This is a genomic window from Pseudomonas sp. OIL-1 (assembly GCF_010669185.1).
GTDB lineage: Bacteria > Pseudomonadota > Gammaproteobacteria > Pseudomonadales > Pseudomonadaceae > Halopseudomonas > Halopseudomonas profundi.
Genome location: NZ_CP048629.1, coordinates 2,790,205 through 2,803,674, shown reverse-complemented (window position 1 = coordinate 2,803,674; position 13,470 = coordinate 2,790,205). Strand labels below are relative to the sequence as shown.

The following is a 13,470-nucleotide window of genomic DNA, read 5'->3' as shown; positions in this document are numbered from 1 at the left end:
GACCCGAAAAACAAAAACCCCGCCGAAGCGGGGTTTCATCTGACACAAGGGGCGCGGCCCCGGCTGGTCAGTTACTTCATCGCCCAGCCAGTCAGCTCGGACAAAGCCTTGCCGATATCTGCGAGCGACCGTACGGTCTTGACGCCTGCGTCTTCCAGCGCAGCAAACTTCTCGTCGGCAGTACCCTTGCCGCCCGAGATGATCGCGCCTGCGTGACCCATGCGCTTGCCCGCCGGAGCGGTTACACCAGCGATGTACGAAACGACCGGCTTGGTGACATTGGCTTTGATATAGGCTGCAGCTTCTTCTTCAGCACTGCCGCCGATCTCGCCGATCATCACGATTGCTTCGGTTTTTGGATCCTTCTCGAACATCTCCAGGATGTCGATGAAGTTGGAGCCCGGAATCGGGTCCCCGCCGATGCCAACGCAGCTGGACTGGCCAAAGCCAGCGTCAGTGGTCTGCTTGACCGCTTCGTAGGTCAGGGTGCCGGAACGCGATACGATGCCGACTTTGCCTGGCTGGTGAATGTGACCGGGCATGATGCCGATCTTGCATTCGCCGGGGGTGATGACGCCCGGGCAGTTAGGTCCGATCAGGCGTACGCCCAGCTGGTCACAGACGACTTTGCAGTCGAGCATGTCCAGAGTCGGGATGCCTTCGGTGATGCAGACAATCAGCTTGATGCCACCGTTGGCCGCTTCAAGGACCGAGTCCTTGCAGAAAGGCGCCGGAACGTAGATCACGCTGGCAGTAGCACCGGTCTGCTCGACTGCTTCACGAACGGTGTTGAACACCGGCACGCCCAGGTGGGTAGTACCACCCTTGCCCGGGGTCACGCCGCCGACCATCTGGGTGCCGTACTCGATGGCCTGTTCAGTGTGGAACGAACCCTGTGAACCAGTAATGCCCTGGCAGATTACCTTGGTATCTTTATCGATCAAAATGCTCATTTATTTACCCTCCGCGGCCTTGACGACTTGCTCAGCAGCGTCGGTCAGACTGGTTGCTGCAATGATGTTCAGACCACTTTCCTGCAATACCTTGGCACCCAGGTCGGCGTTGTTGCCTTCCAGGCGAACCACTACCGGCACCTTCACGCCGACCTCCTTCACCGCGCCGATGATGCCTTCGGCAATCATGTCGCAACGAACGATGCCGCCGAAAATGTTGACCAGCACTGCCGCCACATTAGTGTCAGACAGAATGATCTTGAAGGCTTCGGTAACGCGTTCTTTGGTCGCGCCGCCGCCCACATCCAGGAAGTTGGCAGGCTTGCCGCCGTGGTGGTTGACGATGTCCATGGTGCCCATGGCCAGACCGGCGCCGTTGACCATGCAACCGATGTTGCCTTCAAGGGCAACGTAGTTCAGTTCGAACTTGGCAGCGTGGGCTTCGCGCGGGTCGTCCTGGGACGGATCATGCATGGCACGCAGTTTTGGCTGGCGGTACATGGCGTTGCCATCGATGCCAAGCTTGGCGTCCAGGCAGTGCAGATCACCGTCGGCCTTGATGACCAGCGGATTGATTTCCAGCAGCGCCAGGTCGTAGTCGGCAAACAGCTTGCCCAGACCCATGAAGATCTTGGTGAACTGCTTGATCTGGTCGCCCTGCAGGCCGAGCTGGAACGCCAGGTCACGGCCCTGGTAAGGCTGCGGGCCTACCAGCGGATCGATAGTCGCCTTGAGAATCTTCTCAGGGGTCTCTTCTGCGACCTTCTCAATCTCCACGCCACCTTCGGTAGATGCCATGAACACGATACGGCGGCTGGAACGGTCAACGACTGCGCCGAGGTACAGTTCCTGGGCGATGTCGGTGCAGGATTCAACCAGAATCTTGGCGACAGGCTGGCCATCGGCATCAGTCTGATAGGTCACCAGACGCTGGCCGAGCCATTTTTCAGCGAAAGCCTTCGCATCTTCCTTGCTTTTGATCAGCTTGACGCCGCCTGCTTTGCCGCGACCGCCAGCGTGAACCTGAGCCTTGACGACCCACTCGGTACCGCCAATTTTGTCACAGGCTTCTGCCGCTTCTTCAGGAGTGTCAACAGCATAACTCTTGGAGACAGGAAGGCCGTACTCAGCAAAGAGCTGCTTTCCCTGATATTCGTGGAGATTCATACGTGTCTACCGTTTTGATCGTGTAGGAATTGCGTTCATGGCAGCGGCCAGACCGCGCCGCCGTCACCCTTGCCAGGCGATGCATCATCCTTCATCCGACTTGATTCATCGTCTGGGTATCACCCGCAGGTGACTGGCCGATCACTCGGCCTGTGCTTGCAGATAAGGGCCAGGCAACCGGCGGATTGGATGACCCGCCGGTCACAGGGGCGATATCTTAACGCTTCTTGCGATTGGCTACATGTATCGCGTGGCCATTTACTGCTAGCGCTGCTTCCTTCAGCGCTTCTGATACGGTCGGATGCGAGAAGACCATCATGCCGATGTCTTCTGCGCTGGTGCCGAACTCCATCGCAATGGCGCCCTGCTGTACCAGCTCTGCTGCACCCGGACCAATTACGTGTACACCCAGTACACGGTCAGTCTTGGCATCCGCAATCACCTTGACCATACCAGTGGTTTCGTTGGCAGCTACCGCGCGGCCATTGGCTGCGAAGGGGAACACGCCGATATTGACTTCGACGTTCTCTGCCTTGAGCTGCTGCTCGTTCTTGCCAACCCATGCGATTTCCGGATGGGTATAGATAACCGAGGGAACGAGGTCATAATTCATCGCGGCTTTCTGGCCAGCGATACGCTCGGCGACCATCACGCCTTCTTCAGAAGACTTGTGTGCGAGCATTGGACCGCGGACCGCATCACCGACGGCATAGACGCCTGGGGCGCTGGTTTCGCAGTAGTCGTCAACGAAGATCACGCCGCGCTCGTCCAGATCGACACCACAATCGGAGGCCAGCAGGTTCTCGGTGTAGGCACGACGCCCAACTGCCACAATCAACTTGTCGAACGTAAGCTGTTGCTCGCCGTTGGCGTCAGTGAAAGAAACCGTTACCTGCTCACCCTTGACTTCAGTGCCGGTGACCCGGGCACCCAGACGAATCTGCAAGCCCTGCTTGGTAAAGGTCTTGAGCGCTTCCTTGGCAACCTGCTCATCAGCGAGGCTAAGGAACTTGTCCAGTGCTTCGAAAACGACCACCTCAGCACCCAACCGACGCCATACCGAGCCAAGTTCTAGACCGATCACGCCAGCACCAATAACACCCAGCTTCTGCGGCGTCGTCTGGAAATCCAGCGCGCCGGTGGAGTCGACGATGATGTTCTCGGTCAACGGAGCAGGCGGAATATCAATGGGACGTGAACCCGATGCGAGGATGACGTTACCCGCCTCGATAACGGTGGTGGTGCCATCCTTCGCGGTGACTTCAACCTGCTTGTTGGCCAGCAGCTTGCCGTGGCCCTCGATGCTCGTGACACCGTTTGCCTTGAACAACGAAGCGACGCCGCCAGTGAACTGCTTGACGATCTTGTCCTTGCGGTCAATCATCGCCGGCACATCAATGCTGACACCCTTGGTTTCAATACCGTGCAGTGCCAGGCCATCCTGCGCCTCATGGAATTTCCATGAGCTGTCCAGCAACGCCTTGGACGGAATACAGCCCACGTTGAGACAAGTCCCACCTAGGGCCTGCTTGCCATCCTTACCCACATACTCTTCGATACATGCGGTTTTCAGGCCCAACTGCGCGGCGCGAATGGCGGCTACATAGCCACCCGGACCGGCACCGATTACGACCACATCGTATTTCTCACTCATATCCATTTCCTCTATTTGCGGCGGAGCTCAGAAGCTGTCAGTACCTATTCCCCTGACAGCTTGCCGCTCGAAGCTGAACGCGTTTGACTGAATCAGATTTCCAGCAGGATGCGCGCTGGATCTTCCAGCAAATCCTTGATGGCAACCAGAAAGCTGACCGCTTCCTTGCCGTCGATCAGGCGATGGTCATAGGACAGCGCCAGGTACATCATCGGCAGCACCACGACCTGTCCATTGACCGCCATCGGACGCTCCTGGATCTTGTGCATGCCCAGAATGGCTGCCTGCGGCGGGTTCACGATCGGCGAGGACAACAGTGAACCAAACACACCGCCATTGGAGATGGTGAAGGTTCCGCCGGTCATTTCTTCCATCGACAACTTGCCGTCGCGCGCCTTGCGGCCGTAATCGGCGATGGTGCCTTCAATCTGCGCCAGGCCCATGTGTTCGGTATTGCGTAGGATAGGTACAACCAGACCCCGGTCGCTGGATACGGCGACACCGATATCCTGATAACCGTGGTACACGACGTCATTGCCATCAATCGAGGCGTTAACTGCGGGGTAACGCTTGAGCGCTTCAGTAGCGGCCTTGACGAAGAACGACATGAAGCCAAGACGCACGCCGTCGTGCTTCTTCTCGAACTGATCCTTGTACTTCTTGCGCAGATCCATGATCGGCTTCATGTTGACTTCATTGAAGGTAGTCAACATCGCCATGCTGGACTGGGCATCAACCAGACGCTCGGCGATACGTGCACGCAGACGAGTCATCGGGACACGCTTCTCGATGCGGTCACCCTCTCCCAGCGCCTCGGCACCCGATTGGGCTGCGGCAGGCTTGGCAGGCGCAGCGGCAGGCTTGGCCGGTGCGGCTTTCTTCGCCTCGATCGCGTTAACGACATCTTCCTTGGTGATGCGTCCGCCCTTACCGGTACCGGAAATCTGCGAAGCGCTCAGGCCGTTTTCTTCGGCCAGTTTGCGCGCAGCAGGCGCCATCATTGCATCGTCAGACGATTCTGCAGCCGGTGCAGCAGCAGAAGCGGCTTCCTGCTTGGGTGCTTCCTTGGCCGCAGGTGCAGCGCCGGCGGCGCCTTCGTTCAAGGTGCCAAGCAATTCCGCACTGAGTACGGTCTCGCCTTCGCCCTTGACGATGTCTCCGAGTACGCCATCGGCTTCAGCCAGTACTTCCAGTACGACTTTGTCGGTCTCGATATCAACGATCAACTCGTCGCGCTTGACTGCATCACCCGGCTGCTTGTGCCAGGTCGCCACGGTGCCGTCGGCAACCGATTCGGGGAAAGTAGGGGCCTTGATTTCAATAGCCATGGTCGATCCTTATCAATTCTGTTGTGTCTGCAGCTGCTCAGATGGTGAAAGCGTCTTGCAGGAGTTTTGCCTGTTGTTCTGCATGCATGGACGCATAGCCACCAGCCGGGGCAGCCGAGGCCTCCCGTCCAGCGTAGTCCAGATACAGGTTGTCGATCTTGTGCTGGCCGATTACCCGACGCATGTGATGCTGACTGCAATACCAGGCGCCCTGGTTCATCGGTTCTTCCTGACACCAGATGACCTTCTTCAGTGACTGGTAAGGTGCCAGCGCTTCAGCCAGGTCTTCCTCGGGGAACGGATACAGCTGCTCGATACGCACAATGGCAGCTGTCTCATTGCCTTCGGCACGACGTTTTTCCAGCAGATCGTAGTAAACCTTGCCGCTACACATGATGACGCGTTCAACCTTGGCCGGGTCGAGCGTATCGATCTCGGGCACGACCGTGTGGAAGGAGCCCTCGGCAAGTTCTTCCAGACTTGATACCGCAAGCTTGTGACGTAGCAGTGACTTTGGCGTGAGCACGATCAATGGCTTGCGCAGCGGACGAATAACCTGGCGGCGCAGCAAGTGATATATCTGCGCAGGCGTAGTCGGCACACACACCTGGATGTTGTGCTCGGCACTGAGCTGAAGGAAGCGCTCAAGGCGAGCAGACGAATGCTCAGGCCCCTGCCCTTCATACCCGTGCGGCAGCAACATGGTCAGCCCGCACAGACGTCCCCATTTATGCTCGCCACTCGAGATGAACTGGTCGATAACCACCTGTGCGCCGTTGGCAAAGTCCCCGAACTGCGCTTCCCAGACAACCAGCGCATTCGGCGTAGTGGTCGCATAACCATACTCGAAGGCCAGTACCGCCTCCTCCGACAGCAGGGAGTCATAAATGTCGAAGCGTGGCTGGCTTTCCGACAGGTTCGCCAGCGGAACGTAGCTGGTGCCGTCCTTCTGGTTATGCAACACCGCATGGCGGTGCGAGAAGGTACCGCGGCCAACGTCCTGACCGGAAATCCGTACCGGGTGCCCTTCATGCAGTAGTGTGGCGTAGGCCATGGTCTCTGCGAAGCCCCAGTTCAACGCCAGGCCACCAGCGGCCATCTTGCGACGGTCTTCAATGATCTTGCCGGTTTGACGCTGCACGACCAGACCGTCGGGAACGGTATTCAGCTGGTTGGCAAGCTCTTGCAAGGTCTTCAGGTCAAAACGGGTGTCGTGGCGTGCAGTCCAGACATGGCCCAGATAGGGCGACCAGTTGACGAAAGAGGTGCTATCAGGCTCCTTGACCAGGCTCTTGACGACGTGATCGCCATTGTCCAGTGCTGTCCGATATTCATCGATCATGCCCTCAATATCTTCAGCGGTGAGAACCCCGGCTTGCACGAGTCTCTCGGCATAGATATCACGCGTGGTGGGATGCTTGCTGATCACCGAGTACATCAGTGGCTGGGTACCGGACGGCTCATCCGCCTCGTTATGACCACGACGGCGGTAGCAGACCAGGTCGATCACTACGTCGCGCTTGAACTGCATGCGGTAGTCAACGGCCAGCTGGGTAACCCACAGGACCGCTTCCGGGTCATCACCGTTGACGTGCAGGATCGGTGCCTGAATCATCTTCGCCACGTCGGTAGCGTATTCAGTCGAGCGCGCGTCTTCCTGGCGGCTGGTAGTAAAGCCGACCTGGTTATTGATGATGATATGGATAGTGCCGCCGGTCTTGTAGGCGCGGGTCTGGGACATCTGGAATGTCTCCATGACTACACCCTGACCGGCAAACGCCGCATCACCGTGAATACTGATCGGCATCACCTTGTCACCCGTGGCGTCCTTGCGGCGATCCTGACGAGCACGCACCGATCCCTCTACCACCGGAGAAACGATCTCCAGGTGCGAAGGGTTGAAACCCAGTGCAAGATGCACTTCCCCGCCGGAGGTCATTACGTTGGAGGAGAAGCCCTGGTGATACTTGACGTCACCGGAGCCCAACGCCAGCTTGGCTTTGCCTTCAAACTCGTCGAACAGGTCACGCGGGTTCTTGCCCAGCGTATTGACCAGTACGTTCAGGCGACCACGGTGGGCCATCCCCAACACGATTTCCTGGGTACCGTAGGAACCGGCACGCTGGATGATCTCGTCGAGCATGGGAATCATGCTCTCGGCCCCTTCAGCGCCAAAACGCTTGGTGCCGGGGTACTTGGTGCCAAGGTACTTTTCCAGGCCTTCGGCGGCAGTCAGGCGCTCAAGCAGGTGCTTGCGGCTCTCCACCGAGTGCTGCGGACGGCCGCGTACGGTCTCCAGGCGCTGCTGGAACCAGCGGCGCTGGGCCGAGTCGACGATGTGCATGTATTCGGCGCCGAAAGTCGAGCAATACGTCGACTGCAACGCTTCCAGTATTTCGCGGAGGGGTGCTTCTTCCTTGCCGATTTTCAGCTCACCGGTGCGAAACACAGTGTCCAGATCGGCATCGGTCAAAGCGTAGTCATCGAAGGTCAAATCAGCGATCTTGTCCCGAACCCACAAGCCGAGCGGATCGAGGCTGGAGGCCTGATGTCCGCGCATCCGGTAAGCCTGGATGAGGCGCAGCACATCGACCTGTTTCTTCTCGTGCTCACTGCTGACTTGTCCACCTGCGCTCGCCTGGGGGCGGCGGCTACTGGTCGCGAGCTTCTCGAAATGTTCGCGAATGGTGGAATGGGAAACATCCGAGGCGGCGTGTCCGTTGATCTGCGGCAGCTTCTGGAAATAACTGCACCATTCTTCGGCTACGCTGTTCGGATCGTGCAGATAGAGCTCATAGAGCTCTTCAACATAGGAGGCATTCCCACCGGATAAGTGAGACGTGCTCCACAGCTGCTGCATTTCGCTGTCTGGCATGCTTGGTCACCCTCTTTAAGGGGACACCACCTGGCGCAAAGACCATTAATCGGCATAAGAAACTGCCTTCCGTGCAGGCTATGAAGCAAGACGTTCGACAGTGTCGCTGCCGTTCCTTGCCCTACCAGACCCTGCTTTCCGGAATATCGCCGGCCCCGACAGATAGTTCGGGTGTTACCCGAGTGCCCCTGTTGGTTTATAGGTATTACAAACCGCGGCTTTTTGGGCTGCGGTTCGACTAAATCTGACCGACTCCCTATAGCAGGAGCCGGCACAGGCCAACCTTAATGCAGAATCACGCCAATCAGGTACCGCTCTGCAACAACATGTTGCGGATGTGTCCAATCGCACGGGTCGGATTCAGACCCTTCGGGCAGACATTCACGCAGTTCATGATGCCGCGGCAGCGGAATACGCTGAACGGATCGTCCAGAGAAGCCAGACGCTCGTCGGTCTTGGTGTCGCGGCTGTCGGCCAGGAAACGATAAGCCTGGAGCAGACCAGCAGGACCGATAAACTTGTCTGGATTCCACCAGAACGAAGGACAGGAAGTGGAGCAACATGCACAAAGAATACATTCGTACAAGCCATCCAGCTTCGCCCGTTCCTCAGGCGTTTGCAGGCGCTCAATCGCGGGCGCCGGCGTATCATTCTGCAAATACGGCTGAACCTTCTCGTATTGCTTATAGAAGATGCTCATATCCACAACCAGGTCACGTATTACCGGCAAACCAGGCAGAGGACGCAAAACCAGCTTGTTGTTCTTCACCACCTCTGACAGAGGAGTGATACACGCCAGGCCGTTTCTTCCGTTGATATTCATCCCGTCGGAACCACAAACGCCCTCACGGCAGGAGCGGCGGTAGGCCATGCCCACGTCCTGCTCCTTCACCAGAGCCAGCACGTCAAGGACCATGATGTCCTTGCCGCCGGTGTCGATCTGGAAGTCCTGCATGTAGGGAGCGTTGTCGCTCTCGGGGTTATAACGGTAGACGCTTACTTGCAACATATTGGTCACCCTTAATAAGTACGCACTTTAGGCTCGAAGCTCGGCACTGTCTTTGGCGAGAAGTTCACCGCACGCTTGCGCAGTTCCTTGGTCGCGGGCATGTACAGGCTGTGGCACAGCCAGTTCACATCGTCCCGGTCCTCGTAATCTTCACGTGCGTGGGCGCCACGGCTTTCAGTCCGGGTGTCAGCAGCAATAGCTGTGGCCTCGGCGACTTCCAGCAGGTTCTGTAGTTCCAGCGCTTCGATCCGGGCAGTGTTGAACGCCTGGCTCTTGTCCTGGATCTTGACGTTGGCGATACGCTCGCGCAGTTCGGCCAGTTGCTTGATACCTTTCTGCATGAACTCGCCGGTACGGAATACACCGAAATAGTTCTGCATGCAGCTCTGCAATTCCTTGCGCAGCGGCGCCACATCTTCACCGGTAGTGCGCTCGTTCAGTCCGGACAGACGCGCCAGGGACGACTCGATATCGGACTCCGAAGCGCCGCGATGATCGATGCCTTCCTTCAACGCGCTTTCCAGATGCAAGCCGGCTGCACGACCGAACACCACCAGGTCAAGCAGCGAGTTACCGCCCAGACGGTTGGCGCCGTGTACCGATACGCAGGCCACTTCACCGACAGCAAACAGACCGTCGATGATCTTGTCATTGCCCTGGGCATCCTGAGTCAGTGCCTGGCCATGAATATTGGTAGCAACACCGCCCATCATGTAGTGACAGGTCGGAACAACAGGGATCGGGGCAGTGACGGGATCAACGTGAGCGAAGGTTTTGGACAGCTCACAAATACCAGGCAGACGACTGTGCAGGACTTCCTCACCCAGGTGATCCAGCTTCAGCATCACGTGGTCGCCTTCCGGACCACAGCCGTTACCGGCGATGATTTCCTTGACCATGGAGCGAGCAACAACGTCACGACCAGCAAGATCCTTGGCGTTTGGAGCATAGCGCTCCATGAACCGCTCACCGTGCTTGTTGATCAGGTAGCCACCCTCACCACGGCAACCCTCGGTAACCAGCGTACCCGCGCCGGCAATACCGGTGGGGTGGAACTGCCACATTTCAATATCCTGAACAGGCACGCCTGCGCGCAGCGCCATGCCGACGCCATCACCGGTATTGATCAGTGCGTTGGTAGTAGATGCATAGATACGCCCTGCACCACCAGTGGCCAGTACAGTGGCCTTGGCGCGGATATAAACGGTCTCACCGGTTTCAATACAAATGGCGATGACACCCACCACAGCGCCGTCCTGGTTCTTGACCAGATCCACTGCATACCATTCATTAAGGAAGGTAGTGTCGTGCTTGACGTTGTTCTGATACAGCGTGTGCAGCAGCGCGTGACCAGTACGGTCCGCGGCGGCGCAGGTACGGGCAGCCTGAGTCGGGTTATCCGGACCTTTGGACTGACCACCGAACGGACGCTGGTAAATGCGGCCCTGCTCGGTACGGGAGAAAGGCAGACCCATGTGCTCAAGTTCGAATACCGCTTCCGGCCCTACGGAACACATGTACTCGATGGCGTCCTGGTCGCCGATGTAATCGGAACCCTTGACGGTGTCATACATGTGCCAGCGCCAATCGTCGTTCGGATCTGCCGAGGCGATAGCACAGGTGATGCCGCCCTGGGCGGATACGGTGTGCGAACGGGTCGGGAAAACCTTGGTAACGACGGCAGTCTTGTGTCCGCCCTGAGCCAGCTGCAGCGCCGCGCGCATACCAGCACCACCGCCACCTACAATGATGGCATCAAAAGTCAGTGTACGAATATTAGCCATTTAGAAACCCCAAAGAATCTGGACGCCCCAGACGAACAGGACAAACATTGCCAGCCCGCAGACAGTCTGGAAAAGGAACCGAACAACGGTGGCAGACTTGCCCAGTGCCATCGGAGTGAGATAGTCGGTAGAGATCGTCCACATTCCGACCCAGGCATGCACACTCAGCGCGACCAGCGTCAGCAGACTGAAAATGCGCATCCAGTTCTGGCTGAACAGGTTATGCCATTGTTCGAAAGTCAGATCCGGGTTGGCGATCAGGTAACCGAGCAGAAACAGGGTGTAAACAGCTAGCACAACCGCCGATACGCGCTGCGCCATCCAGTCATACAGGCCGCTGCGCGACAGGTTGGTGACGTTGGTTACCATATCCATACCCCCAGAAGAACAATCAGAACAGCGGCAATGACGATCACCGCCTGCGCGCCACGCTTGCCACTTTCAAGCCCTTCACCAACGCCAGCATCCATCACCAGGTGCCGGATACCAGCGACCAGGTGATACAGCAGAGCAGACAGGACGCCCCACGTGATGAACTTGACTAAAGGGTTTTCGAAAACATCCTGAACCTGCTCGAAGCCGCTTTCGGAACTCAGTGAGCTGTCCAGCATCCATAGCAAACCTGCTATGGCGACAAACAGAATGATGCCCGAGATACGGTGAGCAATAGATGTATAGGCAGTGACAGGAAGTTTGATCGTCCTGAGGTCTAAATTGACAGGTCTTTTGCTATTCACGGCTATATTCACACTTATGGCCCTGTGGGCAGGGCTGGATTATAGGAAGGCGCACTCGCGTGGGTACCCAAGCGTCCATACAGGCAGCCATGCCGGGACAGGCAGAGGGCTAATGGGCCGCTTTTCCGGACAGGGAGTATAGAGACTCAGACCTTTGATTACAATGCGATACACTCTTTCCAGCGGGCATTCCCAGTCCATGCTGTGCGGTTAACGCCCCCGATCTAGCGGCTTATTGACTGCCTAAATCAAGCTTATAACCATTCTCTATCCCATAATTGACAAACGGGATTATGACCTTATAGTGATGCGGGCCCTGCGTGGGGGCACACTTTCGATACCATCAAACAGGAGGCCTCATGGCTGATAAAAAGGCGCAATTGATCATCGAGGGCGCTGCCCCCATCGATCTGCCAGTTTACTCTGGCACCCTAGGCCCAGATGTGGTGGATGTCCGCGGTTTGACGGCAGAAGGGGTTTTTACATTCGACCCCGGCTTCATGGCCACATCATCCTGTGAATCAAAGATCACCTACATTGATGGCGACAAAGGGATCTTGTTGCATCGTGGTTACCCGATCGAACAGCTGGCCGAGAAGGCCGACTTCCTCGAAACCTGCTTCTTGCTGCTCAAGGGCGAGCTTCCGACTGACGAAGAGAAGCAAACCTTTGATACCACCATCAAACGCCACACCATGGTGCATGAACAACTGTCGCACTTCTTTAATGGTTTCCGTCGCGATGCCCATCCGATGGCCATCATGTGCGGCGTGGTCGGCGCGCTGTCGGCCTTTTATCATGACTCGCTGGACATCAACGACGCCCATCATCGGGAAATTTCGGCAATCCGCCTTATCGCCAAGATGCCTACCCTGGCAGCCATGGTGTACAAATATTCGGTCGGTCAGCCGTTCATGTTTCCGCGTAACAACCTGTCCTATTCGGAAAACTTCCTGCACATGATGTTCAACACACCATGCGAAGAGAAGAAGATCAATCCGGTCCTGGCCAAGGCGATGGATCGGGTATTTGTACTGCACGCGGATCACGAACAGAACGCCTCGACGTCTACCGTACGCCTTGCAGGCTCCTCGGGTGCCAACCCCTTCGCCTGTATCGCTGCGGGCATCGCCGCGCTCTGGGGCCCTGCACACGGCGGCGCCAATGAAGCCGTCCTGCGGATGCTGGATGAAATCGGCGACGTATCCAACATCGACAAGTTTGTAGAAAAGGCCAAGGACAAAGACGACCCGTTCAAGCTGATGGGCTTCGGTCATCGCGTCTACAAAAACTTTGATCCACGCGCCAAGGTCATGAAGCAGACCTGCGACGAAGTGCTCGGCGAACTCGGCATCAACGATCCGCAGCTCGAGCTGGCGATGAAGCTGGAAGAAATCGCGCTGACCGATCCGTATTTTATCGAGCGCAACCTGTATCCGAACGTGGACTTCTATTCCGGCATCATCCTGAAGGCCATCGGCATTCCCACCGAAATGTTCACGGTGATTTTTGCCACGGGTCGTACGCCAGGCTGGATAGCACACTGGAACGAGATGATCAGCAATCCGTACAAGATCGGTCGTCCGCGCCAGCTGTACACCGGCTCGGAACAGCGGGATTATCCGACCAGATAACGCGAAAAACCCCGCCATCGAGCGGGGTTTTTTGTATCAGGCCAAAGCGCAAAGATCAGGCGGTTTGCTGTTCCCACCATCGCAATATCATCAGCGCTTCCTCGGTACTTTCCCCACATACCTGCGGATCAGCAGCAAACTGGCTGCATACCAGCGGGCGTAACGGTGAAGTAAATATTCCGCAGCGATTATCCGGCGTCAGGTTGATACAGGCGACGCCTGCTGGCTTACCGTCAGGCATACCGGGAATTGCTGAGGATATTGAGGGCGCAATACAGCATGCGCCGCAGCCTTCCCGACATTTCATGTGGACACCCCGCTCAAAACAC

General features: G+C 57.2%; 11 protein-coding genes. 1 reads left to right on the top strand and 10 read right to left on the bottom strand.

Annotated features, from left to right (window positions below; genetic code table 11):
* Positions 1–71: 71 nt before the first annotated feature.
* The 9 genes from sucD to sdhC all read right to left on the bottom strand — a co-directional run bounded on the left by sucD (position 72) and on the right by sdhC (position 11,519).
* Positions 72–953 carry a succinate--CoA ligase subunit alpha gene (gene sucD, locus G3M63_RS13050; RefSeq protein WP_163983411.1) on the bottom strand — a complete coding sequence of 294 codons (882 nt, stop codon included), beginning with the start codon at positions 951–953 and terminating at the stop codon, positions 72–74.
* Entirely contained in the window at positions 954–2,120 is a 1,167-nt protein-coding gene (gene sucC / locus G3M63_RS13045) for an ADP-forming succinate--CoA ligase subunit beta (RefSeq protein ID WP_150302218.1), read from the bottom strand.
* Between the two features lie 217 nt (positions 2,121–2,337).
* A complete protein-coding gene (gene lpdA / locus G3M63_RS13040; protein ID WP_163983410.1) occupies positions 2,338–3,774 on the bottom strand; it encodes a dihydrolipoyl dehydrogenase in 1,437 nt (478 codons plus the stop codon).
* Positions 3,775–3,866: 92 nt separating this feature from the next.
* On the bottom strand, positions 3,867–5,102 hold the full coding sequence (odhB, locus tag G3M63_RS13035) for a 2-oxoglutarate dehydrogenase complex dihydrolipoyllysine-residue succinyltransferase (RefSeq protein ID WP_163983409.1): 1,236 nt from the start codon (positions 5,100–5,102) through the stop codon (positions 3,867–3,869).
* Between the two features lie 37 nt (positions 5,103–5,139).
* Entirely contained in the window at positions 5,140–7,977 is a 2,838-nt protein-coding gene (locus G3M63_RS13030) for a 2-oxoglutarate dehydrogenase E1 component (protein WP_163983408.1), read from the bottom strand.
* 304 nt (positions 7,978–8,281) lie between these two features.
* Positions 8,282–8,986: a succinate dehydrogenase iron-sulfur subunit gene (locus tag G3M63_RS13025; RefSeq protein WP_150302222.1), complete on the bottom strand. Its 705-nt coding sequence runs from the start codon at positions 8,984–8,986 to the stop codon at positions 8,282–8,284.
* A gap of 11 nt (positions 8,987–8,997) precedes the next feature.
* Complete coding sequence (gene sdhA / locus G3M63_RS13020) at positions 8,998–10,770, bottom strand: succinate dehydrogenase flavoprotein subunit (protein WP_150302223.1); 1,773 nt, start codon at positions 10,768–10,770, stop codon at positions 8,998–9,000.
* Positions 10,771–11,139 (bottom strand): succinate dehydrogenase, hydrophobic membrane anchor protein, encoded by a 369-nt coding sequence (gene sdhD / locus G3M63_RS13015; RefSeq protein ID WP_150302224.1) that lies wholly within the window; start codon positions 11,137–11,139, stop codon positions 10,771–10,773.
* Positions 11,133–11,519, bottom strand: coding sequence for a succinate dehydrogenase, cytochrome b556 subunit (gene sdhC, locus G3M63_RS13010; protein ID WP_150302225.1), 387 nt, complete (start codon positions 11,517–11,519; stop codon positions 11,133–11,135). The genes sdhD and sdhC overlap by 7 nt, the downstream gene beginning before the upstream one ends.
* A gap of 347 nt (positions 11,520–11,866) precedes the next feature.
* Here sdhC and gltA point away from each other — a divergent pair, with 347 nt between their 5' ends.
* Positions 11,867–13,141, top strand: a complete 1,275-nt coding sequence (gene gltA / locus G3M63_RS13005; RefSeq protein WP_150302226.1) for a citrate synthase — start codon at positions 11,867–11,869, stop codon at positions 13,139–13,141.
* A gap of 55 nt (positions 13,142–13,196) precedes the next feature.
* Here gltA and G3M63_RS13000 read toward each other — a convergent pair whose 3' ends face one another.
* Entirely contained in the window at positions 13,197–13,448 is a 252-nt protein-coding gene (locus G3M63_RS13000) for a YkgJ family cysteine cluster protein (protein ID WP_150302227.1), read from the bottom strand.
* Positions 13,449–13,470: the final 22 nt, after the last annotated feature.

What these genes read in the sequence shown, in the direction of transcription:
- sucD (WP_163983411.1), bottom strand. Translation starts at nt 953, where the DNA reads ATGAGCATTTTGATCGATAAAGATACCAAGGTAATCTGCCAGGGCATT.
- sucC (WP_150302218.1), bottom strand. Translation starts at nt 2,120, where the DNA reads ATGAATCTCCACGAATATCAGGGAAAGCAGCTCTTTGCTGAGTACGGC.
- lpdA (WP_163983410.1), bottom strand. Translation starts at nt 3,774, where the DNA reads ATGAGTGAGAAATACGATGTGGTCGTAATCGGTGCCGGTCCGGGTGGC.
- odhB (WP_163983409.1), bottom strand. Translation starts at nt 5,102, where the DNA reads ATGGCTATTGAAATCAAGGCCCCTACTTTCCCCGAATCGGTTGCCGAC.
- G3M63_RS13030 (WP_163983408.1), bottom strand. Translation starts at nt 7,977, where the DNA reads ATGCCAGACAGCGAAATGCAGCAGCTGTGGAGCACGTCTCACTTATCC.
- G3M63_RS13025 (WP_150302222.1), bottom strand. Translation starts at nt 8,986, where the DNA reads ATGTTGCAAGTAAGCGTCTACCGTTATAACCCCGAGAGCGACAACGCT.
- sdhA (WP_150302223.1), bottom strand. Translation starts at nt 10,770, where the DNA reads ATGGCTAATATTCGTACACTGACTTTTGATGCCATCATTGTAGGTGGC.
- sdhD (WP_150302224.1), bottom strand. Translation starts at nt 11,139, where the DNA reads ATGGTAACCAACGTCACCAACCTGTCGCGCAGCGGCCTGTATGACTGG.
- gltA (WP_150302226.1), top strand. Translation starts at nt 11,867, where the DNA reads ATGGCTGATAAAAAGGCGCAATTGATCATCGAGGGCGCTGCCCCCATC.
- G3M63_RS13000 (WP_150302227.1), bottom strand. Translation starts at nt 13,448, where the DNA reads ATGAAATGTCGGGAAGGCTGCGGCGCATGCTGTATTGCGCCCTCAATA.